The following is a 23,895-nucleotide window of genomic DNA, read 5'->3' as shown; positions in this document are numbered from 1 at the left end:
CCCTCTGGCGGAGTACGGGCGTGACACGATCTGAGGCATGTCGGTGGTGTCTTCGGTGCTCGTTCCTTACGCGTCTTACCTCCGGGTGTACGAACCGCTGGCCGCTTTCCCGGAGCCGGAGCGGGCCCACTGGGCCCGCTACGCGGGGCGCGACCGCATCCCCACGGCACAGGACGAACTCCGCCGCTCGCTGGCCGACTTGGCGGCCACCCCGCCGGTCGGGGTGCCGGTCCACGAGAGCGGGGACGCGTTCGTCGCCGAGGTGGACGGCGTGGTGTGCGTCTGTCCGTGGCAGACCCGACTGCGTGGCTGGCTGGCGCTGGAGGAGCTGGCGGAGATGTTCCCGGCCCCGGTGCTCGACGCGGTGCTGCCGCCGGTGGTGCGCGGGCAGGCGCTCGCCGACCACGAGCGGTGGGCGGAGCGCAATCCGGACGCCCGGCCGTGGATCCGGACCGCGGTGTGGCAGGTACCGGTGCGCTGGTTCGTCCTCTTCTCCGACGAGGAGCGGGAGCACACGGAGGCGGCCGACGGCGGGGGAGCGCCGGTGCTGCGCTACCGGACCCCGATGGTGCAGGCGCGCCGCCGGCTGGCCAGATCGCTGAAGACGCTCAGGGAGACCGTCGACGAGGCGCCGCTGACCGAGGGCCTGGTGGATGTCGGCCGGTGGCTGGAGGAGTTCCATCCGCGCGCGCTGGTCGAGCTCGACTACGGCGGTCTGGTGCATGCGCTGTCGGCGGAGCAGCTCGCCGGGGACCGGTCGGCCGCGGATGTCGCCGAGGGCATCGCGGCGCTGCAGGCCGGTGACACCGAAGGGGCGAGTGCGGCGTACGGGCGGCTGGCGGAGCGCTGGCGGGCCGTGAGGGGCCGTCAGTTCGCCAGCTGAGTCCGGCGGTGCGGGGCCGGGAACCGGTCGCCCTTGCGGCTCGTCCGTGTGACTCATGAGGATGGTGGGGGTGAAGGGGCGGAAGCGCACTCCCGTGGCTCCGGGACCTACGTCCCGAACCGGGCCTTTGCCTCAAGGGTGACGGATAGCACTAACTGGGCCCTTGCGCCCTTCCCTACTCCTCGTGCCAAAATAGGACAAGGAGTCCGGGGAGGACTCCATCCGTCCAAGTAAGGGCGGATTGCTCTGCATTGCACGCTATGGGGGGTCTGGTGACTCCTGATCGCTCTGTGACTGATCGTCACGGTGGTGTGACTGTCCGCTATGGCATAGTCCATCGGCTTCCGTCGCTGATGAACACCTGGGAGGGCAATTCCATCGGTTTGGCCGACGTGGCTGGACGGATGGTGTAGTTGTAGTGCCGAGGACAAGCCGTTCGTCCTATAACCGACTCGGCCCGCGTCCGCCATTTCGGGCAACGTGGGTCAAGGTGCAGAATTTAGAGGAAAGAACCGAGATGGTTCGGTTCTCCCGAGGAGGCCGCTCATGACCGCTCGCACCCCTGACGCCGAGCCGCTGCTGACCCCGGCTGAGGTTGCCACGATGTTCCGCGTGGACCCGAAGACGGTCACCCGTTGGGCCAAGGCAGGCAAGCTCACGTCCATCCGCACGCTCGGTGGACATCGCCGGTACCGCGAGGCAGAGGTCCGCGCACTGCTTGCGGGTATTCCGCAGCAGCGCAGCGAGGCCTGACACACCCCTGTCGCCGCGTCACAATCGGGCTGCCCGGGTCCCCCAACCCGCGTTCGCCCACCCATAGCTCCACAACACGACGGGCGCCCGCCCCAACGGGCGCCATGCCTGTGCAATACGGGGTACGTCGTTCGATCGCGCTGGACTCCGCCGGGTCCAGCGCGATCTTTTTTGTGCCCGCGGGGCGGCCGGCCGACCGGGGCTCCGGCTTCGGGTGGAGTGCTGTGCGGGCGGGTCCTCCGGGGGGTTGCCCGGGGCTCAGGGACTGTCCCTGGGCCTCCCCGCGGAAGCGTCATCCGGGGGGTGCAATTGCACATATTAAATTCGCCAGTTGTAGGAAGGGTGTAAAGTCACCCTTTCTCAAAACTCATTCAGTGACACCCGTCACATGGCCCGAGTCTTGCCACGGTCGAGCCTGCCACTGCCGGGAGGCGGATGTCCTCGCCTTCGGTCGCGTGGCGGCAGGACTTTCGTCCTCGGCCCTCTCGGTGCAGTTCTGTTCGTCGAGGGCGGTCATGGGGGCGGTCATGGGGGAGGCGAGCGCCGCGACCTCCTGAACGGCCGCTGGGGCCCCGCCGGATGGCGTGGGCGGTTCGGGGGGCGGGACGGGTCGGGAGGCCGTCACGGGCTCCATGGCGAGCCTCAGGAGCTGGTGGCAGATCGGGCAGTGCCGGGTGAGATGCCGGTAGCCGGAAGCGGCCGCCAGATGGGCGCGCAGCAGTGCGCGGGTCTCGTGCCTCGCCGTGGACGCCGCCATCCGCGCCACCTCCCGGTGGACCGCGCCGCCCCGCGCCGAGGAACAGGGGCGGCCCCTGCTGTCTGAGTACCCGTCGGCAGTTGCCGGAGTCAAGACACGCGAAAGCCCGGATCCAGAAGGATCCGGGCTTTCGTTACTGCGGTCCTGACGGGATTTGAACCCGCGGCCTCCACCTTGACAGGGTGGCGAGCACTCCAAACTGCTCCACAGGACCAGGTTTTCGCGGCTTCCTTGCGGCTGCCTGCGAAACCAGACTGTACAGGAGATTGGCCGCTCCGGTCGACTTCACTCCTGGTGGTGGCTCCCATACGCCCCGAGGGGCGCCCGATCACGGAGCCGCGGCGTCGATCGCCTTCACGATCCGCTTGTCCGAGACGGGGTACGCGGTGCCCAGGGCGTGCGCGAAATAGCTCACCCGGAGCTCCTCGATCATCCAGCGGATGTCCAGGACCTCCTGCGGAACGGGCCTGCCCTGCGGCATCTGTTCGAGCAGCCAGGCGTACTCGTCCTGCATCTCGTGGACCTTCTCCATGCGCGTGGTGTCGCGCTGGACGGCCGTCGGCATCTGCTGGAGCCGACGGTCCACGGCGACCAGGTAGCGCATCAGGTCGGGCAGCCTGCGCAGCCCGGTCCTCGTGACGAAGCCCGGCGGTACGAGGGCGGCGAGCTGGTTCCGTACATCGGTGACGTTGTTGACCAGGACCAGGCTGTTGGTGGCCTTCAGGCGCCGCTCGCAGGCCTGCCAGGCAGCCAGCACCTGCTGCACCTGGGCGACCGTGTGCTCGGTCAGCGCGACGAGATCGGCGCGGACCTTGTCGTACAGCTTCCGGAACGACTCCTCGTCCCAGGCCGGCCCGCCGTGGGCGCCGATCAGCCGGTCCGCGGCAGCGGTCGCGCAGTCCTCGAACAGGGCCTGGATGGAGCCGTGCGGATTGCGGGACAGGGCGAGCTTCTGCTGGTTCGTCAGCTTGTCCGAGGCGAACTTGGCGGGGTTCACCGGGATGTTCAGCAGGATCAGCTTCCGGGTGCCGCGCCACATCGCCTGCTGCTGCTCGGCCTCGGTGTCGAAGAGCCGTACGGCCACTGTGCCCGCGGCGGCTCCCTCCTGATCGACCAGGGCCGGGTACGCCTTCACCGGCTGGCCGGCCCGCCGGGTCTCGAAGACCCGGTCCAGCGTGCCGATCGTCCAGTCCGTGAGCCCCGAACGCTCGATGGACTCGCCCGAGGGCCCCACGGTGGCCGCAGCGGCCTTGGAGAGGGCCTGGCGGGCCTTGGGGCGCAGCTGGAGCTTCAGTGCCTCCAGGTCCTTGTCCTCGGCCACTCTGCGGCGCCGCTCGTCGACGATCCGGAACGTGATCTTGAGGTGGTCCGGGATCCGGGAGAGGTCGAAGTCGTCGGCGGAGACCGGGACCCCGACCATCTGCTGGAGCTCACGCGCGAGGGTGACCGGCAGCGGCTCCTGCAGCGGCACCGCCCTGTCCAGGAACCGGCCCGCGTAGTTCGGCGCGGGGACGTAGTGCCGGCGGATCGGCTTGGGCAGGGAGCGGATCAGCTCGGTGACCACGTCCTCGCGCAGGCCGGGGATCTGCCAGTCGAAGCCCTCAGGGGTGACCTGGTTGAGCACCTGGAGCGGGATGTGGACGGTCACACCGTCCGCGTCCGCGCCGGGCTCGAACTGGTAGGTCACCTTGAACTTGAGCTTCCCCTGCCGCCAGGAGTCCGGGTAGTCGTCCTTGGTGACGGCCCCGGCCTTCTCGTTGATGAGCATCGAGCGCTCGAAGTCGAGCGCGTCGGGCTCGTCGCGGCGCTTGTGCTTCCACCAGGAGTCGAAGTGCGCGCCGGAGACGACGTGCTCCGGGATCCGTTGGTCGTAGAAGTCGAAGAGCGTCTCGTCGTCCACGAGGATGTCGCGGCGCCGCGCACGGTGCTCCAACTCCTCGACCTCGCCGAGGAGTTTGCGGTTGTCATGGAAGAACTGGTGGTGCGTCCGCCAGTCGCCCTCGACCAGTGCGTTCCGGATGAAGAGATCGCGGGACGTCTCGGCGTCGATCCGGCCGAAATTGATCTTGCGCTGGGCGACGATCGGTACGCCGTACAGCGTGACCCGCTCGTACGCCATGACCGCGGCCTGGTCCTTCTCCCAGTGCGGCTCGCTGTAGGTGCGCTTCAGCAGATGCTGGGCCAGCGGTTCGATCCACTCCGGCTCGACCCTGGCATTGACCCGCGCCCACAGCCGGGACGTCTCGACCAGCTCGGCCGACATCACGAACCGCGGTTGCTTCTTGAAGAGCGCCGAACCGGGGAAGATCGCGAACTTGGCACTGCGCGCGCCCAGGTACTCGTTCTTCTCGGTGTCCTTCAGCCCGATGTGCGACAGCAGCCCGGCCAGCAGCGAGGTGTGCACCGCCTGCTCCGGCGCAGCCAGGTCCGCCGCGGGCTCCTCCAGATGCATACCCATCTGCTTGGCGACCGTACGCAGCTGCGCATAGATGTCCTGCCATTCGCGGATGCGCAGGAAGTTCAGATACTCCTGCTTGCACATCCGGCGGAAGCTGGACGAGCCGCGCTCCTTCTGCTGCTCGCGGATGTACCGCCACAGATTGAGGAACGCCAGGAAGTCCGACGTCTCGTCCTTGAAGCGGGCGTGTTGCTGATCGGCCTGCGTCTGCTTGTCCGAGGGCCGCTCGCGAGGGTCCTGGATGGAGAGCGCGGCGGCGATCACCATGACCTCGCGCGTGCAGCCGTTGCGGTCGGCCTCGATGACCATGCGGGCGAGACGCGGGTCGACGGGCAGCTGCGAGAGCTTCCGCCCCAGCTGCGTCAGCCGTTTCTTCGGATCCTTCTCGTCCGGGTCCAGTGCGCCGAGCTCCTGGAGCAGCTGCACACCGTCGCGGATGTTGCGGTGGTCCGGCGGGTCGATGAAGGGGAACTTCTCGATGTCGCCGAGGCCGGCCGCGGTCATCTGGAGGATGACGGACGCCAGGTTCGTGCGGAGGATCTCCGCGTCCGTGAACTCCGGGCGGGTCAGGAAGTCGTCCTCGGAGTACAGCCGGATGCAGATGCCGTCCGAGGTGCGGCCGCAGCGCCCCTTGCGCTGGTTGGCGCTGGCCTGCGAGATCCGCTCGATCGGCAGCCGCTGGACCTTGGTGCGGTGGCTGTAGCGGGAGATGCGGGCGTTGCCCGGGTCGATCACGTACTTGATGCCGGGGACGGTCAGCGAGGTCTCGGCGACGTTCGTCGCCAGAACGATCCTGCGCCCGGTGTGGCGCTGGAACACCCGGTGCTGCTCGGCGTGCGACAGGCGCGCGTAGAGGGGGAGCACCTCGGTGTGGCGGAGGTTCTTCTTGTTCAGGGCGTCCGCGGTGTCGCGGATCTCGCGCTCGCCGGAGAGAAAGACCAGGACATCGCCCGGGCCCTCCGTCTGGAGCTCGTCGACGGCGTCGCAGATCGCGGTGATCTGGTCGCGGTCCGAGTCGTCGCCCTCTTCTTCGAGGAGCGGCCGGTAGCGCACCTCGACCGGGTACGTACGCCCGCTGACCTCGACGATCGGCGCATCACCGAAGTGCCGGGCGAAGCGCTCCGGGTCGATGGTCGCCGAGGTGATGACGACCTTCAGGTCGGGGCGCTTGGGCAGCAGCCGGGCCAGATAGCCCAGCAGGAAGTCGATGTTCAGCGACCGCTCGTGCGCCTCGTCGATGATGATCGTGTCGTACGCGAGCAGCTCGCGGTCCGTCTGGATCTCGGCCAGCAGGATGCCGTCCGTCATCAGCTTCAGATACGTCGCGTCCGGGTTCACCTGGTCGGTGAAGCGGACCTTCCAGCCGACCGCCTCGCCGAGCGGGGTCTTCAGCTCGTCGGCGACGCGCTCGGCGACCGTGCGGGCCGCGATCCGGCGCGGCTGGGTGTGCCCGATCATGCCCCGGACGCCGCGCCCCAGCTCCATGCAGATCTTCGGGATCTGCGTGGTCTTGCCGGAGCCGGTCTCACCGGCGACGATCACGACCTGGTGGTCGCGTATCGCTTCCAGGATCTCGTCCTTCTTCTGGCTGACCGGAAGCTCTTCCGGGTACGAGAGAACGGGCATCCGCTCGGCGCGCCCCGCGAGCCGCTCGGCTGCCTTCCCGGCCTGGGTGGCGATCTCGTCCAGCACGGCCTGCCGGGCTTCGGGCTTACGGATCCGGCGCGCCCCTTCGAGGCGGCGGCCGAGCCGGTGCGCGTCACGGAGCGAGACATGTCCGAGTTGGGACTGGAGATCGGCAAAGGAAGTAGACATACGGGTCCCAGGATCGCACCCGGGCCCGAGGAACGGCGAACCTATTTCGCGCGGTCTGCGTCACGGCCGCGGTGACTGCGGGGGAGCTCCTGATCACAGCACGTACTATTTCGGACAACTGATCTTCGTACCGCAGTGGAAAGGCCGTCGCCCGTGTCCCGCACGCAGTGGTGCTGCCTGGTGGCGGTGCTCGCGGTCGTGCTGGGGCTGTTCTGCGGGCCCGCCACGGCGGGGGCGGCGGCGACCGCGTCCGGGGATTCCGGCACCGCGGTGGCCGCCCCGGCCGTCGACGGTCAGGGGGTGCCCGGCTGCGGCAACGGCACGAAGCACGACGGCACCGAGCCCGGCGTGCCCGTCCGGGCCCGTGCCGCGCACGACCAGGCACCCGGTCTCGCCGAGTGGGGGCTGAGCGCGGCTCCCTGGCAGGGGTCCGCGGAGCCGTGCACATGCGTCAGGCTGCGTGGTCCGGAGTGCGCCGCGCCCTCCTGGGTGGAACTCTCCGTACTGCGGGTATAGGGGCGCCCGCCGCCCGGTCGTCCCTTACCTCCTTCCGCACCACGAGCACGGAGTCTCGCCATGCCCACGCCCAAAGCCTCCTCGTCCAGGAAGCCGCTGCTCTACGGCACCGGTGTCGTCCTCGCCGCCGCGCTGCTCGGCCTCGTCTCCTACCGCGCCACCGCCCCCGCCGACCGCTCCGGCCCCTCCTCCTCGGCCTCGGTCGCCGATGTCACCGCCGACCCGGACGCCGGCGTCTTCCCGGAACTGGCGAGGCTGGCCCGCCGCGACCCCGCCGACAGACTCGCGCAGGGCCCGGTCGACGCGCCCGTGGTCCTCATCGAGTACGCCGATTTCACGTGCGGCTACTGCGGCAAGTTCGCCCGGGACACCGAACCCGCCCTGGTGAAGAAGTACGTCGACAACGGCACCCTGCGCATCGAGTGGCGCAACTTCCCGATCTTCGGCGCCGAATCCGAGGCCGTCGCGCGCGCCGCCTGGGCCGCAGGGCAACAGGGCCGCTTCTGGCAGTTCCACGCAGCCGCCTACACCGAAGGGGCCAAGGAGAAGGGCTTCGGCAAGGACCGGCTGAAGGCGCTCGCCAAGGAGGCGGGGGTGCGGGACCTCGGCCGGTTCGTGCGCGACGCGGACGGCGCGGCAGCTTCCGCCGCGGTGAGCAAGGACCAGGAGGAGGGGTACGGGATCGGCGCGAGCTCCACCCCGTCCTTCCTGATCAACGGCCGCCCGCTGGCCGGAGCACAGCCGGTGGAGGTCTTCGAGCAGGTCATCCAGGCGGCGGCCGACAAGGCCGCCAACACCAAGGACGCCAAGGGGGACAGCGGCTCCAAGGGCTCCGGTGACTCCGGGGGCGCCGACAGGTGACGATGGACATCGGTTACTTCGCCGCCTTCCTCGGCGGGCTGCTGGCCCTGGTCAGCCCCTGCAGCGCCCTGTTGCTGCCCGCCTTCTTCGCCTACTCCATCGACTCGGCCTCGCGGCTGCTGGCCCGTACCGGCATCTTCTACGCCGGTCTGGCCACCACCCTCGTGCCGCTCGGCGCCGCGGGCTCGTACGCCGGACGGCTCTTCTACAGCCACCGCGACCAGCTGGTCCTCGGCGCCGGCTGGCTGATCATCGGGCTCGGCGTGGCCCAGATCGTGGGCCTCGGCTTCGCCTCGCGCCGGATCGCGGCCCTCAGCGGGCGGATCCGGCCGACGACCGCCGTGTCGGTCTACGCCCTCGGCGCCGTCTACGGGCTGGCCGGGTTCTGCGCCGGACCGATCCTCGGCAGCGTCCTGACGGTGGCGGCGGTCAGCGCCAGCCCGGTCTACGGCGGACTGCTGCTCGCCGTCTACGCCCTGGGCATGGCGGTCCCGCTGTTCCTGCTGGCGCTGGCATGGGAGCGCTTCGACCTCGGGCGCCGCGCCTGGCTGCGCGGCCGTGCCTTCCGGATCGGCCGCTTCGAACTGCACACCACCACTGCGCTGTCGGGGCTGTTCTTCATCGGTCTTGGCGCACTGTTCCTGGCGTACGACGGGACGACCGCGCTGCCCGGACTGCTGGACGTGGACGATTCGTTCGCCGTCGAGCAGTGGGCCCAGCGGATCGGCGAGCAGGTGCCGGACGCGGCCGCGCTGGTGACGGTGGCGGCGGTGGCGCTGCTGGTTCTCGGAGTGCGGGCCCGGCGCCGCCGGGACGCGAACTCCGCGGAGCGGGAAGAGGCCTGACACGGCGAAAGCCCCGTCCGGCGGACGGGGCTTTCGGGTGGTGGCTGGGGCCGGGATCGAACCGGCGACCTATCGCTTTTCAGGCGATCGCTCGTACCAACTGAGCTACCCAGCCACGCAGCACTTACGAGCTGCAGCGGTCCTGACGGGATTTGAACCCGCGGCCTCCACCTTGACAGGGTGGCGAGCACTCCAAACTGCTCCACAGGACCAAGCTTTTGTGCGACTAAGTGTCGCACAAGGTGGTGCGTGCCCCCAACGGGATTCGAACCCGTGCTACCGCCTTGAAAGGGCGGCGTCCTGGGCCACTAGACGATGAGGGCAGAACTGCAGTGTTGCTGCTTCTGCGCCTGTCACCCAGGGGGGACGTGAGAAGCATGTGACTCCGCTTCCCCTCAAGAGGTTCCGCTTCTCCTTCAACCTCTGGGGTCTCAGAACGGTCAAGCCCTGACCGGCGCCCTTGGGCACGTCGGAGACTGTACTACGGCGTTTCGGTGTCAGCCAAACCGAATAGGCGAAGGGGTCGCTCCGGGTCGGTTCTCGCCCGGCAGATGGCGGCTGACCTCGGCCGTCGTCAGGCCGAGCCCGCCGAGCGTGATCTCGTCCCAGGCCTGCAGACGGCGAGTCGCGCGGTCCAGGTAGAGCACCGAGGCGCGCACCTTTTCCGGCTTCCTGTTCTGCAGGGCGCGCAGCCCGCCGCCGCCCGTGGAGCCTTCGACCTTGAGCCGGGTGCCGAGTTCCATCAGTTCGTTCTCGCGGTGGTGCACATGGCCGGCGAGGACCAGCGGCACCGTGCCGTCCGTCTCGCGGGCCGCCTCCGGCTCATGGGTGACGGCGATGTCGACGGGGGTGCCGGCCTGTTCCTGGCTGCGGAGTGAGGAGGCGAGCCGCATGCCCGCCATCCGCTCGGCGGCAGCCCCCTGGGCGGGGAGCGAGCGGTCCGGGGTGAACTGGGGGTCCCCGATGCCCGCCACCCGCAGCCCGCCGACGTTCACGGCCCGGCCGTCGTCCAGCACACGCACGTTCTTGAACCGCTCCAGATGCCGCTGGGTGATCCGGGAGTCGTGGTTGCCGCGGACCCAGACGTAGGGCGCGCCCAGGTCGCGGATCGGGTCCAGGAAGCCGTTCTCGACGGCGGCGCCGTGGTCCATCGTGTCGCCCGAGTCGATGATCACGTCGATGTCGTACTGCTTGACCAGCGAGCCGATGATCTGCCAGGCCGCGGGGTTGAGGTGGATGTCGGAGACATGCAGGACACGGAGGGTGGCGGGGTCCGGGCGGTAGACGGGGAGCGTCGATGTGGCGTCGTAGAGCTTGGTCACATTGGTGACCAGCCGGGCCAGTTCCCGTTGGTAGACGTCGAAGTCGGTGACGATCGAGCGGGCGTCGCCGACCACCGAGGGAGCGCTGGAGAGCAGCCCGGAGAACTTGGGCTCCAGGACGGACTTCGGGTTCCAGGTGGCGTAGGCGCTGACGCCCGAGGCGGCCAGCAACGCGAGCGCGAGACCACCGGCGGCCAGCGCGCGGCGTGGGCGGCGGTAGACGGCGAGACCGAGCGCGGTCGCACCGGAGACGACGGCGACGACGGAGCGCACGGCGAGCTCGCGGGTGCCGGTGGAGACGTCCGCGGATATCTCCTGCTGGAGTCCGGAGAGCCGTTCGGGGTGCTGGACCAGGGCCCCGGAGCGCACCGGGTCCAGCCGGTCGACCTGCACGTCGAGGCGGACCGGGGCTATGTGGGAGTCCAGCTCCAGGGCGCCGAGCGGGGCCACATTGATCTTCGTGCCGCCGCTCAGGGAGGGGCGCAGGGCCATCGTGGTGTCCATCGGGCCGACAGGCGTACGGACACTGCCGACGACCAGCAGCCCCAGCCAGGCGCCGAACACGACGACGGCGATCAGACCCAGCGCGCGCCCGTAGGGGTGCGGAGCGGGGGCGAGGCTACTGCCGGGGGTGGTGGAGCGGGAGCGGTAGTGATGGCGGATGCGGGCGACTGCGGCGCGGAAGGAGGCGCGGACCATTGGGCGCGTATGCCCGGGTTCGGGGGCGGCCATGCGGGGGCGCGGGATTGCGGGACAGGCGGGGGACGGCGGTCCGGCGCCGGTCGGGCGGGGGTACGTGACAATGGCGGTGTGCTGGAGATGACGCGCGAAGAGTTCGAGGAACTGGTCGCCGAGGCCCTGGACCGGATTCCGCCGGAGCTGACGCGGCTGATGGACAACGTCGCGGTGTTTGTCGAGGACGAACCGGATCCTGGTGATCCGGAGCTGCTCGGGCTGTACGAGGGCACGCCGCTGACCGATCGCGGCGAGTGGTACGCCGGGGTGCTGCCGGACCGGATCACGATCTACCGGGGGCCGACGGTGCGGATGTGCGAGTCGCGCGAGGACGTCGTGGCCGAGACGGAAATCACGGTCGTCCATGAGATCGCCCACCACTTCGGCATCGACGACGAGCGGCTGCACGCGCTCGGTTACGGCTGAGTACGCCCGGGAGGGCAGCGGCGAAGGGGCCGGCGGCGAAGGGGTCGGTGGTCCGTGGGGCGTGTCCCATGCGGGGGAACGGGAGTTGGGCACTGTGCCCCCGTCCGTTCCCGCCCTTCTTCGCTCCTCGCCTCCCGGAGGTGCCACCCGTGCGCCAGTTGCCCGCCCCTGTCCGATGGGCAGCCGTCACCGCAGTGACGATTGCCGCGTCCACCGGCTGCATGAGCATCAGCGACGACGGTGGGAAGCCGGCCCCGTCGCGGTCGGCCGAGCAGAGGGGCTCGTCGGGTGAACCGGACGGCTCCACGGTGGCGGGTACGGGACGGGCCCGTACCCGAGGGGGCGCGGAGGCGCACTCCGACCGGGAGACCGCCGAATCGCCGAGCCCGAGCGCGTCGGCGCGTGCCTCGGTCGGACCCGGTGGCGCGCATGCGGGCGTGGGGTCCGGTGATCCGTTGCCGACCCGGGGCGGGCATCTGCCGGTGCCGTCCCCGCCGGGGGGCGGGGGGCCGCAGCAGCCGGGGCCGTCCGCGGAGCCGTCGGTGCCCTCCGGTCCGTCCGCGCCGGTCACCCCGGAGCCGTCGGGCTCACTCGATCCGGAACCCTCGGATCCGCCTCCGGTGCCCTCCGCGTCTCCGGCCGCGCAGTTCCGCAGTGACGCGATGAGTGCGCCGGACGACATGGAGGCGCTGCGGACTCCCGAGGCATCACCCCAGGTGGGGCCGGTGTAGCGGGTGGTCCGGAGCGTGTGGTTTGCGCGATGCGGGTGCGAGTGCGTATGGTAGTAGATCGTTTGATCCCATTGCCCGGCGCCGACACAGAAGAGCGCCGTGTGGCGCGTACTCTCCCTTGCCGTGGCTGGACCGCATTGAGGCGGTCGAAATTGCGAATCACGGAGTTATGGGCGCGTGCCGAGACTCCGGAAGGTTTCGCATTTCGCATGTCCAATTTCAGCTCTGACAACACCGTCGTGCCCGAGAACGACGAGATTGTCACCGAAGCCGAGGCCGTAGTGGCCGAGGCCGCCGAGGTGTCCGAGCCGATCGAGACGGCCGAGTCCGTCGACTTCACCGGCTCCACCGAGGCCACCACCGACTCCGCCACCGACGCCGAGCCGACCATCACCTTCGCCGACCTGGGCCTGCCCGAGGGCATCGTCCGCAAGCTCGCGCAGAACGGTGTGACCGCGCCCTTCCCGATCCAGGCCGCGACCATTCCGGACGCGCTGGCCGGCAAGGACATCCTGGGCCGCGGCCGTACCGGCTCCGGCAAGACGCTCTCCTTCGGTCTGCCGACCCTGGCCACGCTGGCCGGCGGTCACACCGAGAAGAAGAAGCCCCGCGCGGTCATCCTCACCCCGACCCGTGAGCTCGCGATGCAGGTCGCGGACGCGCTGCAGCCCTACGGCGACGTGCTCGGCCTGAAGATGAAGGTCGTCTGCGGCGGTACGTCGATGGGCAACCAGATCTACGCGCTGGAGCGCGGTGTCGACATCCTCGTCGCCACCCCGGGCCGACTGCGCGACATCATCAACCGGGGCGCCTGCTCCCTGGAGAACGTCCAGGTCGCCGTCCTCGACGAGGCCGACCAGATGTCCGACCTGGGCTTCCTGCCCGAGGTCACCGAGCTGCTCGACCAGGTTCCGGTCGGCGGTCAGCGCATGCTCTTCTCCGCCACCATGGAGAACGAGATCGGCACCCTGGTCAAGCGCTACCTGAGCAACCCGGTGAGCCACGAGGTCGACAGCGCCCAGGGCAACGTCACCACCATGACGCACCACGTCCTCGTCGTGAAGCCGAAGGACAAGGCGCCGGTCACCTCCGCCATCGCCGCCCGCAAGGGCCGCACGATCATCTTCGTCCGCACCCAGCTGGGCGCCGACCGCATCGCCGAGCAGCTCGTCGAGGCGGGCGTGAAGGCGGACGCGCTGCACGGCGGCATGACGCAGGGTGCCCGTACCCGCGTGCTCGCCGACTTCAAGGACGGTTACGTCAACGCGCTCGTCGCGACCGACGTCGCCGCCCGCGGTATCCACGTCGACGGCATCGACCTGGTGCTGAACGTGGACCCCGCCGGTGACCACAAGGACTACCTGCACCGCTCGGGCCGTACCGCCCGTGCCGGCAAGTCCGGTGTCGTCGTCTCCCTGGCGCTGCCGCACCAGCGTCGCCAGATCTTCCGCCTGATGGAGGACGCGGGCGTCGACGCCTCGCGCCACATCGTCGGCGGCGCGGGCGCCTTCGACCCGGAGGTCGCCGAGATCACCGGCGCCCGTTCGCTGACCGAGGTTCAGGCCGACTCCGCGAACAACGCCGCCAAGCAGGCGGAGCGCGAGGTCGCCGACCTGACCAAGCAGCTGGAGCGCGTCCAGCGCCGCGCCGGTGAGCTCCGCGAGGAGGCCGACCGCCTGGTCGCCCGTGCCGCGCGCGAGCGGGGAGACGACCCCGAGGCAGCAGTCGCCGAGGTCGCCGCCGAGGCCGAGGCCGCGATCGAGGCCGCCGCCTCCGTACCGGAGCAGCCCACAGCGCGCGACGACCGTCGCGACGACCGCGGCAACTTCGACCGCCGGGACAACCGCCGGGACGACCGGGGCGGCGACCGCGGTGGGTACCGCGGCGGCGACCGCGGTGGTGACCGTGGTGGTTTCCAGCGTCGTGACGACCGTTCGTCGGGTGGTTTCCGCCGTGACAACGACCGTCCGTCGTTCAACCGGGACCGTCGTGACGACCGCGGTGGTGACCGTGGTGGTTTCCAGCGTCGTGACGACCGTTCGTCGGGTGGTTTCCGCCGTGACAACGACCGTCCGTCGTTCAACCGGGACCGTCGTGACGACCGCGGTGGTGACCGTGGTGGTTTCCAGCGTCGTGACGACCGCCCGTCGGGTGGTTTCCGCCGCGACAACGACCGTCCGTCGTTCAACCGCGACAACGACCGCCCGTCGTTCAACCGCGACCGTCGTGACGACCGTCCGTCCGGTGGCTTCCGCTCCGGTGGCAGCGACCGTCCGTTCAACCGCGACCGTCGTGACGACCGCCCCTCGGGCGGCTTCCGCTCCGGTGGCAGCGACCGTCCGACCGGCCGCCGCGACGACCACCGCGGTGGCACGGGCACCGGCACCAACACCGGTTCCTTCGGCCGCCGCGACGACAAGCCGCGCTGGAAGCGCAACGGCTGACCTTCACGCGCACGTCGCTGAACAGCTGAACAAGTGAACCGAAAGCGGGCCCGCTCTCCAGGAGCTGGGCCCGCTTTTGATTGACGGGTGGACCCGCTTCGCCACACGGGTGAAGGTCGGAACCGGCCGGCAGATGTACTCCAGGCTCACCTGACGTACACACCTCCTCGGAGGCGACTCCTCAGTACAAGGGCGCGGCCTGCGGGCCGCGCCCTTGCGTCGTGCTGCGCCATGTTTTCCCAGTCGTGACCACGGCGGCGGCATGCGTACTCCGGGGCGAGGGCATCGCTGGGGTCATGACAACAGACATCGGCGAGGACAAGCCACCGCCGGGCGCTTCCGACGAGGAGCGTCTCGCGCAGCTCGGCTACACGCAGACGCTGGCCCGGCGTATGTCGGCGTTTGCCAACTACGCAGTCTCGTTCACGATCATCTCGGTGCTCTCGGGCTGCCTGACGCTGTATCTGTTCGGCATGAACACCGGCGGCCCCGCCGTCATCACCTGGGGCTGGGTCGGCGTCGGCCTGATGACGCTGTTCGTCGGCCTGGCGATGGCGGAGATCTGCTCGGCGTACCCGACCTCCGCCGGGCTCTACTTCTGGGCGCACCGGCTGGCCCCGCCGCGCTCGGCGGCGGCCTGGGCCTGGTTCACGGGCTGGTTCAACGTGCTCGGCCAGGTCGCCGTGACCGCAGGGATCGACTTCGGGGCGGCATCGTTCCTCGGGGCCTATCTGAACCTTCAGTTCGACTTCGAGGTGACGCCCGGCCGGACGATCCTGCTGTTCGCCGCGATCCTGCTGCTGCACGGACTCCTGAACACGTTCGGGGTCCGCATCGTCGCGATCCTGAACAGCGTGAGCGTGTGGTGGCACGTCCTCGGGGTCGCCGTCATCGTCGGCGCCCTCACCTTCGTACCGGATTCGCACCAGTCGGCGTCGTTCGTCTTCACCGAGTTCGTCAACAACACCGGCTGGGGCAGCGGCTTCTACGTCGTGATGATCGGCCTGCTGATGGCCCAGTACACCTTCACCGGCTACGACGCCTCCGCCCATATGACGGAGGAGACCCACGACGCGGCGACGGCGGGGCCGCGCGGCATCGTCCAGTCGATCTGGACCTCCTGGATCGCCGGCTTCGTCCTCCTGCTCGGCTTCACCTTCGCCATCCAGTCGTACGACGGAGCCCTGAACTCCCCGACCGGCGCCCCGCCCGCCCAGATCCTCCTGGACGCCCTCGGCGCCACCACCGGAAAGCTCCTGCTGCTGGTCGTGATCGGCGCGCAGCTGTTCTGCGGGATGGCGTCGGTGACCGCCAACAGTCGCATGATCTACGCGTTCTCCCGGGACGGCGCACTCCCGTTCTCCCACGTCTGGCACACGGTCAGCCCCCGCACCCGCACCCCTGTGGCCGCGGTCTGGCTCGCCGCACTCGGCGCGCTGGCCCTCGGCCTCCCGTACCTGATCAACGTCACCGCGTACGCCGCAGTGACCTCGATCGCGGTGATCGGCCTCTACATCGCGTACGTCATCCCCACCCTGCTCCGCCTCCTGCGCGGCGACGACTTCACCCCGGGTCCCTGGCACCTCGGCCGCTGGTCCCGGCCCATCGGGATCGTCGCGGTGGTGTGGGTGGGGGTCATCACGGTCCTCTTCATGCTGCCGCAGCTGTCCCCCGTCACCTGGGAGACATTCAACTACGCCCCGATCGCCGTCCTGGCCGTCCTGGGTTTCGCGGCGACGTGGTGGGTCGTGTCGGCCCGTCACTGGTTCCTCAAACCGGATCACAAGCACACGAGCGCGGACATCACCGCCGAATGAACGACCCCCAAAGGCGGCTCGACGGGCCCGGCAGCCGATACCCGATCGGCTGCCGGGCCACGGCGGGCTATGCTCAGGGGTGATTCGCCGAGGGCCGTTAGCTCAATTGGCAGAGCAGCGGACTTTTAATCCGTTGGTTGTGGGTTCGAGTCCCACACGGCCTACGCGAGATGGGGAGGGGTTTCGGCCTCTGACCTGCAAGGGAGCGCCCCGCCCGGTTTCGACCGGGCGGGGCGCTCCCTCGTTGACGGGTACCCGCTACGTGCACGGGCGCCCTCCGGCACTTGCGTGTGCCGGAGGGCGCCCGTGGTGTCCGGAGCGGGTGTGTGTCCGTCAGCCACCCGTGGTGGTGGCGATCCGCCGCTCGAAGGCCGCGAACGCGGCTTCCTGACGCCACTGGACCCGCGCCTTGGCGCTGGCGTCCAGCAGGCGTCGGCACTGCTGCCGCGGGTGGTCCGTACCGGGCCTGTCGTGGCGGCAGGGGCCGGCGAGACGGTAGCCGTCCCGGGTCGGGTTGCCCCGCCAGAGGCCGGCGCCCGGCAGGAAGGCGTACTCCAGGGAGGCCCGCGCGAGGTCCTTCAGGTCGCGGTAGCCGAGGTCGTACGTCGTGGCGGCGTACTGGTACTCGTGGCTGATGTCGATCCGGGAGACGCCGGGGTCGTCGGTGGCCAGCACGACGGGCACGCCGTAGGCGCGGTAGGTGGTGAAGGGGTGGTCGGCGCCCTTGACCCCGAGGATCTGTGCGTTGCTGCTGAACGGGACCTCGACCGCGATCTGCCGGGCGGCCATGGTGCGGGCGAGCTGCCGCCAGTTGTCCTCGTGGACCAGGTCGACACCGTGGCCGATGCGCTCGGCGTGAGCGACGTTCACGGCCTCACCGATGTGGAAGGTCAGGTCCTCGGGCTTGACCAGGCCGGGCCACAACTCGCCCGCGTGCAGGGTGATGTGCGCCTTGGGGTACACGCGGCGCAGGTAGTCGAGCATCCGCATCTGGAGGCTGTAGTTCTGCAGGGAGCTGTCCCAGTCCTCCGGCTGCACCAGATTCACGGCGACGAACCGCTTGTCCCGTTCGGCGAGGCGCAGTCCCAGGGCCATCTGCGTGAAGACCCGCTCGGGCGAACTGCCGCGTGACACCTGGGAGATCCACCGCACTGGAAGCCGGCAGCCGGCCTCCGCGCGGGGCGTGCCGCACTGTGCTGCTGTGCGGAACTCCGCGTCGGACTCGTCCGTCTCCCGGCTCGCCTCGGCGACCAGCTTGTCGAGCTTGCCGCCGGCCAGCAGCTTGCTGTGCAGCCTCGCCAGGTCCGGGTCCCAGCCGACCTCGGCGGCCAGGTCCCTCGCGCCGTCGGACGCGGGGGTCACCATCGTCTCCAGATAGAACTGGTTCTGTTTCGCGACGGTGTCGGCCACTTCGGCGAGGAGCTTGCCCCGGTGGCGCCAGGTGACCTCGCCGAACTTCCCGAACGTGTCGAAGAAGTGGTCGTGCCCCGACTGCCCCGGCGGGAAGTCCTGCATGGACCACGCCTGCAGCACCGAGCGGCGGAAGGGGCCGTCGGACAGGGCGTCCGAAGCCGGTCGCCGGCCGGGGCCGCACGGCGGCTGCACCGCGGTCAGCGTCGTGCCGTCGATGCACAGTCCGTCTTCCGCGGCGAGTGAGATGAGGTATTCGGTCGAAACGGCACCGGACAGGTGGTTGTGCAGGTCCCCTCCCTTCGGCAGTGCTGTGAAGAAGGCCTTCAGCGCGGCCGGATCGTGCCGGATCGTGGCGAGCCGCGCGGAGGCCAGGGACTCCCCACGGGTGGGCGCGGGCAGGGGTGCGGCAGCGGGGGACCGCGTGGCGGCCACCGGCTGCGCGGCGGCGGGCAGCGAGCCCGGCAGCAGGGTCAGGACGGCGAGGGCGCCGAGACCGATCGGGGCCAGGGGGCCACGCGGGCGGCGCACGGAGCGGCGGTTCACGAAGATCACCTGCGCATGATCCCGAGTTCGGACGGCGCTGAACGCGCGACGGGCGGGCACCTGGCCGGGACCACCCGGCCGAGTGATCACGCCCACGTCCTGCTGTCCCCTCCCGGCGGTCCACGAGCGCCTGGCGCACGCACCTGTCCGTCGGCTGCCTGCTCCTCGGCCGGTGCGGGTCCGGTACGGCCTGTGCCCTCGCGGACGGCCGGCCGTCCGTCGGGGGGATGGCCGGCCGCGCGGCTCACGCATGACCGTCGGCGGTCGGACCGGGCGCGCCGGGGGAGTCGACGAGAGGACGGCGCCGGGTGGGTGTGGCGCCCCGTGCGGAACGGGGCGCCACACCCACGTACGCCTGTCGGCCCTCAGTCCTCGCCCTCCAGGTCCCCCTCCGTCTCCAGGAACGCCTGGCGCAGCGCCTCCAGTACCGCAGGGTCCGGCTTGGCCCACATGCCGCGGGACTCGGCCTCCAGGAGGCGTTCCGCGATGCCGTGCAGGGCCCAGGGGTTGGCCTGCTGCAGGAATTCGCGGTTGGTCGGGTCCAGGACGTACGTCTCGGTGAGCTTGTCGTACATCCAGTCGGCGACCACGCCCGTCGTCGCGTCGTAGCCGAAGAGGTAGTCGACCGTCGCGGCGAGTTCGAAGGCGCCCTTGTAGCCGTGGCGGCGCATCGCCTCGATCCACTTGGGGTTGACCACGCGGGCGCGGAAGACGCGGGACGTCTCCTCGACGAGGGTGCGGGTGCGGACCGTCTCCGGGCGGGTGGAGTCGCCGATGTACGCCTCCGGGGCCGTGCCGCGCAGGGCGCGGACCGTGGCCACCATGCCGCCGTGGTACTGGAAGTAGTCGTCCGAGTCCGCGATGTCGTGCTCGCGGGTGTCCGTGTTCTTGGCGGCCACGGCGATGCGCTTGTACGCCGTCTCCATCTCGTCGCGGGCCGGGCGCCCGTCGAGTTCGCGGCCGTAGGCGTACCCGCCCCAGACGGTGTAGACCTCGGCGAGGTCGGCGTCGGTGCGCCAGTCGCGGCTGTCGATGAGCTGGAGGAGACCCGCTCCGTACGTACCGGGGCGGGAGCCGAAGATGCGGGTGGTGGCCCGGCGTTCGTCGCCGTGTTCGGCGAGGTCGGCCTGGGCGTGCGCCCGGATGTGGTTCTGCTCGGCCGGTTCGTCGAGGGACGCGGCGAGGCGTACCGCGTCGTCGAGCAGGCCGATGGTGTGCGGGAACGCGTCCCGGAAGAAGCCGGAGATGCGCAGCGTCACATCGATGCGCGGGCGGCCCAGCTCGGCGAGGTCGATCGGTTCCAGGCCGGTGACGCGGCGCGAGGCGTCGTCCCAGACCGGGCGGATGCCGAGCAGCGCCAGTGCCTCGGCGACGTCGTCGCCGGAGGTGCGCATCGCGCTGGTGCCCCACAGGGAGAGGCCGACCGAGGTGGGCCACTCGCCGTTGTCGGTGCGGTAGCGCTCCAGGAGCGAGTCGGCCAGGGCCTGGCCGGTCTCCCAGGCGAGGCGGGACGGGACCGCCTTCGGGTCGACGGAGTAGAAGTTGCGGCCGGTCGGCAGGACGTTGACCAGGCCGCGCAGCGGGGAGCCGGACGGGCCCGCCGGCACGAAGCCGCCGTTCAGGGCGTGGACGGTGTGGTCGAGTTCGGCGGTGGTGGCGGACAGCCGGGGGACCACCTCGCGGGCGGCGAAGTCGAGGATGTCCCTGACCGCTTGAGGGTGGGCCGCCGCCACGGTCGCAACCGCCGCCGGGTCCCAATCCGCGTCCTCCATTGCCTGGACCAGTGCGCGTGCCTGCTCCTCGGCCTCGTCCGCCGTGGTGCGGGTGGCGGCGGACTCGTCCAGCCCGAGTGCCTCGCGCAGGCCGGGCAGCGACGCCGTACCACCCCAGATCTGGCGGGCGCGCAGGATCGCCAGGACCAGGTTGACCCGGTCCGCACCGGCCGGGGCGCCGCCCAGGACGTGCAGCCCGTCGCGGATCTGGGCGTCCTTGATCTCGCAGAGCCAGCCGTCCAGATGCATGATGAATTCGTCGAAGCCCTCGTCGTCCGGGCGGTCGTCGAGCCCCAGGTCGTGGTCGAGCTTGGCGGCCTGGATCAGGGTCCAGATCTGAGCGCGGATCGCGGGTAGTTTCGCAGGGTCCATCGCGGCGATCTGGGCGTGTTCGTCGAGGAGTTGCTCCAGGCGCGCGATGTCGCCGTAGCTGTCCGCGCGGGCCATCGGCGGCACGAGGTGGTCGATCAGGGTGGCGTGGACGCGGCGCTTGGCCTGCGTGCCCTCGCCCGGGTCGTTCACCAGGAACGGGTAGACGAGCGGGAGATCGCCCAGTGCGGCGTCCGGGCCGCAGGCGGCGGACAGGCCCGCGTTCTTGCCGGGCAGCCACTCCAGGTTGCCGTGCTTGCCGAGGTGGATCATCGCGTCGGCCCCGAAACCGCCGTCGTCCTGCGCCGCCGCGATCCAGCGGTACGCGGCCAAGTAGTGGTGCGAGGGCGGCAGATCGGGGTCGTGGTAGATCGCGATCGGGTTCTCGCCGAAGCCGCGCGGCGGCTGGATGAGAATGAGGAGGTTCCCGCGGCGCAGGGCGGCGAGCACGATGTCGCCCTCGGGGTTGCGGGAGCGGTCCACGAACATCTCGCCGGGGGGCGGGCCCCAGTGCTGCTCGACGGCGTCGCGGAGTTCTTCCGGCAGTGTGGCGTACCAGCGCCGGTAGTCGGCGGCCGGGATCCGGACCGGGTTGCGGGCCAGCTGCTCCTCGGTCAGCCACTCCTGGTCGTGGCCGCCGGCTTCGATCAGGGCGTAGATCAGCTCGTCGCCGTCGCCGGAGACCAGGCCGGGGAGGTCGGCTTCGGGGCCGAAGTCGTAGCCCTCGGCGCGCAGCCGGCGCAGCAGGGCGACCGCGCTGGCCGGAGTGTCGAGGCCGACCGCGTTGCCGATACGGGAGTGCTTCGTCGGATACGCGGAGAGGACGAGCGCCAGGCGCTTGTCCGCGGCCGGGATGTGGCGCAGCCGTGCGTGGCGTACGGCAATTCCGGCGACGCGTGCGGCGCGTTCGGTGTCGGCGACGTACGCGGGCAGCCCGTCCTCGTCGATCTCCTTGAAGGAGAACGGGACGGTGATCAGCCGGCCGTCGAACTCGGGGACCGCGATCTGGCTGGCCGCGTCCAGCGGGGAGACGCCCTCGTCGTTGTCCTCCCAGTCGCTGCGCGAACTGGTCAGGCAGAGAGCCTGCAGGATCGGCACGTCGAGTCCGGTGAGCGCACCCGCGTCCCAGGACTCGTCGTCGCCGCCCGCCGATGCCTCGGCGGGCCGGGTGCCGCCCGCGGCGAGGACGGTGGTGACGATGGCGTCGGCGGCGCGCAGTTCGTCGATGAGTGCGGGTTCCGGGGTGCGCAGCGAGGCGACGTACAGGGGGAGGGCGCGGGCGCCCGTGTCCTCGATCGACCGGCAGAGCGTGTCGACGAACGCGGTGTTCCCGCTCATGTGGTGGGCGCGGTAGTAGAGCACCGCGATGGTCGGGCCTTCGGTGGCGCGCGCGGTGCGCTCCAGGGGGCCCCAGGACGGCGCGGGTGCCGGGGGTTCGAAGCCGTGGCCGGTCAGCAGCACGGTGTCGGAGAGGAACCGGGCCAGCTGGTCCAGATTGGCCGGGCCGCCGTGTGCCAGGTAGGCGTGGGCCTCGGCGGCGATCCCGATCGGGACGGTGGAGGCGGCCATCAGCTGGGCGTCGGGGGCCTGTTCGCCGGTGAGGACGACGACCGGCCTGCCGGTGGCGAGGACGTGGTCGAGCCCTTCCTGCCAGGCGCGGACACCGCCGAGGAGGCGTACGACGACGAGGTCGGTGCCGTCGAGGAGAGCGGGGAGGTCGTCGAGCGGCAGGCGCGAGGGGTTGGCGTAGCGGTAGGTCACCGGACCGTCCGCGGCGCGGGCGCTGAGCAGGTCGGTGTCGGACGTCGACAGGAGCAGGATCATGCGGCGTCGGGCCTTCCTCGGGGTGTCCACGCCCCGGGCGGTGTCGGAATGGGGTCTCCCCTGCTCGAGCGGGATCGAGAGCTCGGGGAAGGGAGTTCCTGACTCGCCCGGCCGCCCAGGCCGGACTCACAGTGGCGGGACCGCGCCGGACTTGCACCGGGCTTCCTCCCCTATCGCCGTCTCCGGCGATGCCGGGCCGGGTGGCCCGCTGCTAGGCATAGTAAGGGCCTTGCATCAGATGGGATTCATACAGCTCAGAATGATTGGTCGGTATGCTCGCCGCCATGTCCACTTCCGACACCCCGCCTTCGGCCCCGGGGGAGCCCGTCTCCCGTGACCGCGGCGATGCCTGCCCGGGGTCGCTGCGGCTCCACCGGGCGGACGACGGGGCGCTGGCGCGGGTCCGGATCCCCGGCGGCGTGCTGACTGCCCGACAGGCGGACGCGCTCCACGGGGCCGCGCGGGAGTTGGGCGACGGTGAGCTGCATCTCACTTCGCGGGGCAATGTCCAGTTGCGCGGCCTCGGCCAGGAGTGCGGCGGACGGCTCGCCGAACTCCTGGGCGGGGCCGGGCTGCTGCCGTCCCGGAGCCATGAGCGGATACGTAACGTCGTGGCCTCCCCGCTCTCCGGGCTCGACGGCCGGGGACACCGGGATGTCAGGCCGTGGCTGACCGCGCTGGACGCGCTGTTGTGCGGAAGTGACAAAGCGGCCGGACTGTCCGGCCGCTTTCTCTTCGCGCTGGACGACGGCCGTGGTGACGTCGATGCCCTGGGTGCGGATGTGACGTTGCTGGGGCAGAGCGACGGGAGCGCGCTCCTGCGGATCGGGGCTGCGGAGGCAGTGCTGAGGGTCTCCGGGGACGATGCGCCGCGCGCGGCGCTGATCGCCGCCGAGACGTTTCTGGAGGCAGCGCAGGAGACGGGCGCCTGGCGGGTGAGTGAACTGCCGTTCGCTGCCGCAGAGTTGCTGGAGCCGATGAGGGCGGCGCTGCGGGTGGCCGGTGCTGCGGAGCGCGTACCGCCGCCGGCGGCGGCGCAGGAGCCCGCGTACGGCGTCGTCGGCACCGCGGCCTGTGTGGGGGTGCCGCTCGGGCGGCTCACCGGTGCGCAGTGGAAGAGCCTGTCCCGCGTGGGCCGCGAGGTGCGGCTGACCCCGTGGCGGAGCGTCGTCGTGACGGGCGTGACGCCCGGCGGCGCGGCTGCGCGGCTGCGCGAGTGGGGCGCGGCCGGACTGATCGTTGGACCCGACTCCGCGTGGACGGGGGTCGGTGCGTGCATCGGCCGGCCCGGCTGTGCGAAGTCCCTGGCAGATGTGCGGGGCGACGCGGAGGCCTTCGTACGGACCGCCGGAGAGCCCCTTGCCGGGCAGCTCCCCGTTCACTGGTCCGGCTGCGAACGCCGCTGCGGTCACCCCAAGGGCGCCTGGGCCGACGTCGTCGCCGTTCCCGGCGGGCACCGGGTGACCCGGGTCCGCGGCGGCGAACGGGACGCTCCCGTGACGGTCCACGGCAGCCCGTCCGACCTGGCCGCCGCGGTGAACGCCGCCCGCCGCACACGTATCTGAACCACCGACCCGAGGGCGCTGCAGCCCGACCACCGACCGGAGAGAG

15 protein-coding genes, 5 tRNA genes and 1 riboswitch are annotated in these 23,895 nt (G+C 70.7%); of the genes, 11 read left to right on the top strand and 9 right to left on the bottom strand.

Annotated elements, in window-relative coordinates; all coding sequences use genetic code 11:
- Positions 1–37 precede the first annotated feature (37 nt).
- Together OG972_RS20040 and bldC are read left to right on the top strand one after the other, a co-directional pair.
- A complete protein-coding gene (locus OG972_RS20040; protein WP_266983418.1) occupies positions 38–883 on the top strand; it encodes a hypothetical protein in 846 nt (281 codons plus the stop codon).
- Between the two features lie 546 nt (positions 884–1,429).
- Positions 1,430–1,636, top strand: coding sequence for a developmental transcriptional regulator BldC (gene bldC / locus OG972_RS20035; RefSeq protein WP_003949541.1), 207 nt, complete (start codon positions 1,430–1,432; stop codon positions 1,634–1,636).
- A 367-nt stretch (positions 1,637–2,003) separates the two neighbouring features.
- Here the strand turns inward: bldC and OG972_RS20030 are convergent, their stop codons facing one another.
- The 3 genes from OG972_RS20030 to hrpA all read right to left on the bottom strand — a co-directional run bounded on the left by OG972_RS20030 (position 2,004) and on the right by hrpA (position 6,666).
- On the bottom strand, positions 2,004–2,393 hold the full coding sequence (locus OG972_RS20030; RefSeq protein ID WP_266983417.1) for a DUF6274 family protein: 390 nt from the start codon (positions 2,391–2,393) through the stop codon (positions 2,004–2,006).
- Between the two features lie 139 nt (positions 2,394–2,532).
- Positions 2,533–2,607: transfer RNA gene (locus tag OG972_RS20025), tRNA-Asp, on the bottom strand.
- A gap of 114 nt (positions 2,608–2,721) precedes the next feature.
- On the bottom strand, positions 2,722–6,666 hold the full coding sequence (hrpA, locus tag OG972_RS20020; protein WP_266983416.1) for an ATP-dependent RNA helicase HrpA: 3,945 nt from the start codon (positions 6,664–6,666) through the stop codon (positions 2,722–2,724).
- A 153-nt stretch (positions 6,667–6,819) separates the two neighbouring features.
- Here hrpA and OG972_RS20015 point away from each other — a divergent pair, with 153 nt between their 5' ends.
- From OG972_RS20015 to OG972_RS20005, 3 genes are read left to right on the top strand one after another with little or no spacing between them, the layout of a single operon-like run.
- The gene (locus tag OG972_RS20015) at positions 6,820–7,182 is read left to right on the top strand and encodes a hypothetical protein (protein ID WP_266983415.1); all 363 of its coding nucleotides are present in this window, start codon (positions 6,820–6,822) and stop codon (positions 7,180–7,182) included.
- 60 nt (positions 7,183–7,242) lie between these two features.
- Positions 7,243–8,043, top strand: coding sequence for a DsbA family protein (locus OG972_RS20010; RefSeq protein ID WP_266983414.1), 801 nt, complete (start codon positions 7,243–7,245; stop codon positions 8,041–8,043).
- A complete protein-coding gene (locus tag OG972_RS20005; protein WP_266983413.1) occupies positions 8,040–8,888 on the top strand; it encodes a cytochrome c biogenesis CcdA family protein in 849 nt (282 codons plus the stop codon). The genes OG972_RS20010 and OG972_RS20005 overlap by 4 nt, the downstream gene beginning before the upstream one ends.
- Positions 8,889–8,926: 38 nt before the next feature.
- Here OG972_RS20005 and OG972_RS20000 read toward each other — a convergent pair.
- The 4 genes from OG972_RS20000 to OG972_RS19985 all read right to left on the bottom strand — a co-directional run bounded on the left by OG972_RS20000 (position 8,927) and on the right by OG972_RS19985 (position 10,909).
- A tRNA-Phe gene (locus OG972_RS20000) sits at positions 8,927–9,003 on the bottom strand.
- A 22-nt stretch (positions 9,004–9,025) separates the two neighbouring features.
- Positions 9,026–9,100: transfer RNA gene (locus tag OG972_RS19995), tRNA-Asp, on the bottom strand.
- A gap of 38 nt (positions 9,101–9,138) precedes the next feature.
- Positions 9,139–9,211 (bottom strand) — tRNA-Glu (locus OG972_RS19990).
- A 174-nt stretch (positions 9,212–9,385) separates the two neighbouring features.
- Positions 9,386–10,909 carry a metallophosphoesterase gene (locus OG972_RS19985; RefSeq protein WP_266983412.1) on the bottom strand — a complete coding sequence of 508 codons (1,524 nt, stop codon included), beginning with the start codon at positions 10,907–10,909 and terminating at the stop codon, positions 9,386–9,388.
- A 111-nt stretch (positions 10,910–11,020) separates the two neighbouring features.
- Here OG972_RS19985 and OG972_RS19980 point away from each other — a divergent pair, with 111 nt between their 5' ends.
- From OG972_RS19980 to OG972_RS19960, 5 genes are all read left to right on the top strand, one after another.
- Positions 11,021–11,371 (top strand): metallopeptidase family protein, encoded by a 351-nt coding sequence (locus OG972_RS19980; protein ID WP_266983411.1) that lies wholly within the window; start codon positions 11,021–11,023, stop codon positions 11,369–11,371.
- Positions 11,372–11,520: 149 nt separating this feature from the next.
- Positions 11,521–12,102 (top strand): hypothetical protein, encoded by a 582-nt coding sequence (locus tag OG972_RS19975; protein ID WP_266983410.1) that lies wholly within the window; start codon positions 11,521–11,523, stop codon positions 12,100–12,102.
- A gap of 209 nt (positions 12,103–12,311) precedes the next feature.
- Positions 12,312–14,546 (top strand): DEAD/DEAH box helicase, encoded by a 2,235-nt coding sequence (locus tag OG972_RS19970; protein ID WP_266983409.1) that lies wholly within the window; start codon positions 12,312–12,314, stop codon positions 14,544–14,546.
- 296 nt (positions 14,547–14,842) lie between these two features.
- Complete coding sequence (locus tag OG972_RS19965; protein WP_266983407.1) at positions 14,843–16,363, top strand: amino acid permease; 1,521 nt, start codon at positions 14,843–14,845, stop codon at positions 16,361–16,363.
- 91 nt (positions 16,364–16,454) lie between these two features.
- A tRNA-Lys gene (locus OG972_RS19960) sits at positions 16,455–16,527 on the top strand.
- A gap of 169 nt (positions 16,528–16,696) precedes the next feature.
- On the opposite strand, the gene OG972_RS19955 is transcribed toward OG972_RS19960, so the two are convergent.
- Complete coding sequence (locus tag OG972_RS19955; protein WP_266983405.1) at positions 16,697–18,328, bottom strand: adenosine deaminase; 1,632 nt, start codon at positions 18,326–18,328, stop codon at positions 16,697–16,699.
- A gap of 356 nt (positions 18,329–18,684) precedes the next feature.
- Positions 18,685–22,284 carry a cobaltochelatase subunit CobN gene (gene cobN / locus OG972_RS19950; protein ID WP_266990592.1) on the bottom strand — a complete coding sequence of 1,200 codons (3,600 nt, stop codon included), beginning with the start codon at positions 22,282–22,284 and terminating at the stop codon, positions 18,685–18,687.
- Between the two features lie 92 nt (positions 22,285–22,376).
- Positions 22,377–22,452: riboswitch (cobalamin riboswitch) on the bottom strand.
- A gap of 104 nt (positions 22,453–22,556) precedes the next feature.
- On the opposite strand from cobN, the gene cobG reads away from it, so the two are divergent.
- Complete coding sequence (gene cobG, locus OG972_RS19945; protein WP_266983403.1) at positions 22,557–23,849, top strand: precorrin-3B synthase; 1,293 nt, start codon at positions 22,557–22,559, stop codon at positions 23,847–23,849.
- Positions 23,850–23,895 lie beyond the last annotated feature (46 nt).

Source organism: Streptomyces sp. NBC_01669, from assembly GCF_026339735.1.
GTDB lineage: Bacteria > Actinomycetota > Actinomycetes > Streptomycetales > Streptomycetaceae > Streptomyces > Streptomyces yanii.
This window is presented reverse-complemented; position numbering and strand designations above follow the sequence as displayed.

Coding starts and splice junctions, on each gene's coding strand:
- OG972_RS20040 (WP_266983418.1), top strand. CDS start 38: ATGTCGGTGGTGTCTTCGGTGCTCGTTCCTTACGCGTCTTACCTCCGG.
- bldC (WP_003949541.1), top strand. CDS start 1,430: ATGACCGCTCGCACCCCTGACGCCGAGCCGCTGCTGACCCCGGCTGAG.
- cobG (WP_266983403.1), top strand. CDS start 22,557: ATGCTCGCCGCCATGTCCACTTCCGACACCCCGCCTTCGGCCCCGGGG.
- OG972_RS19985 (WP_266983412.1), bottom strand. CDS start 10,909: ATGGTCCGCGCCTCCTTCCGCGCCGCAGTCGCCCGCATCCGCCATCAC.
- hrpA (WP_266983416.1), bottom strand. CDS start 6,666: ATGTCTACTTCCTTTGCCGATCTCCAGTCCCAACTCGGACATGTCTCG.
- OG972_RS19970 (WP_266983409.1), top strand. CDS start 12,312: ATGTCCAATTTCAGCTCTGACAACACCGTCGTGCCCGAGAACGACGAG.
- OG972_RS19965 (WP_266983407.1), top strand. CDS start 14,843: ATGACAACAGACATCGGCGAGGACAAGCCACCGCCGGGCGCTTCCGAC.
- OG972_RS20010 (WP_266983414.1), top strand. CDS start 7,243: ATGCCCACGCCCAAAGCCTCCTCGTCCAGGAAGCCGCTGCTCTACGGC.
- OG972_RS20030 (WP_266983417.1), bottom strand. CDS start 2,393: ATGGCGGCGTCCACGGCGAGGCACGAGACCCGCGCACTGCTGCGCGCC.
- cobN (WP_266990592.1), bottom strand. CDS start 22,284: ATGATCCTGCTCCTGTCGACGTCCGACACCGACCTGCTCAGCGCCCGC.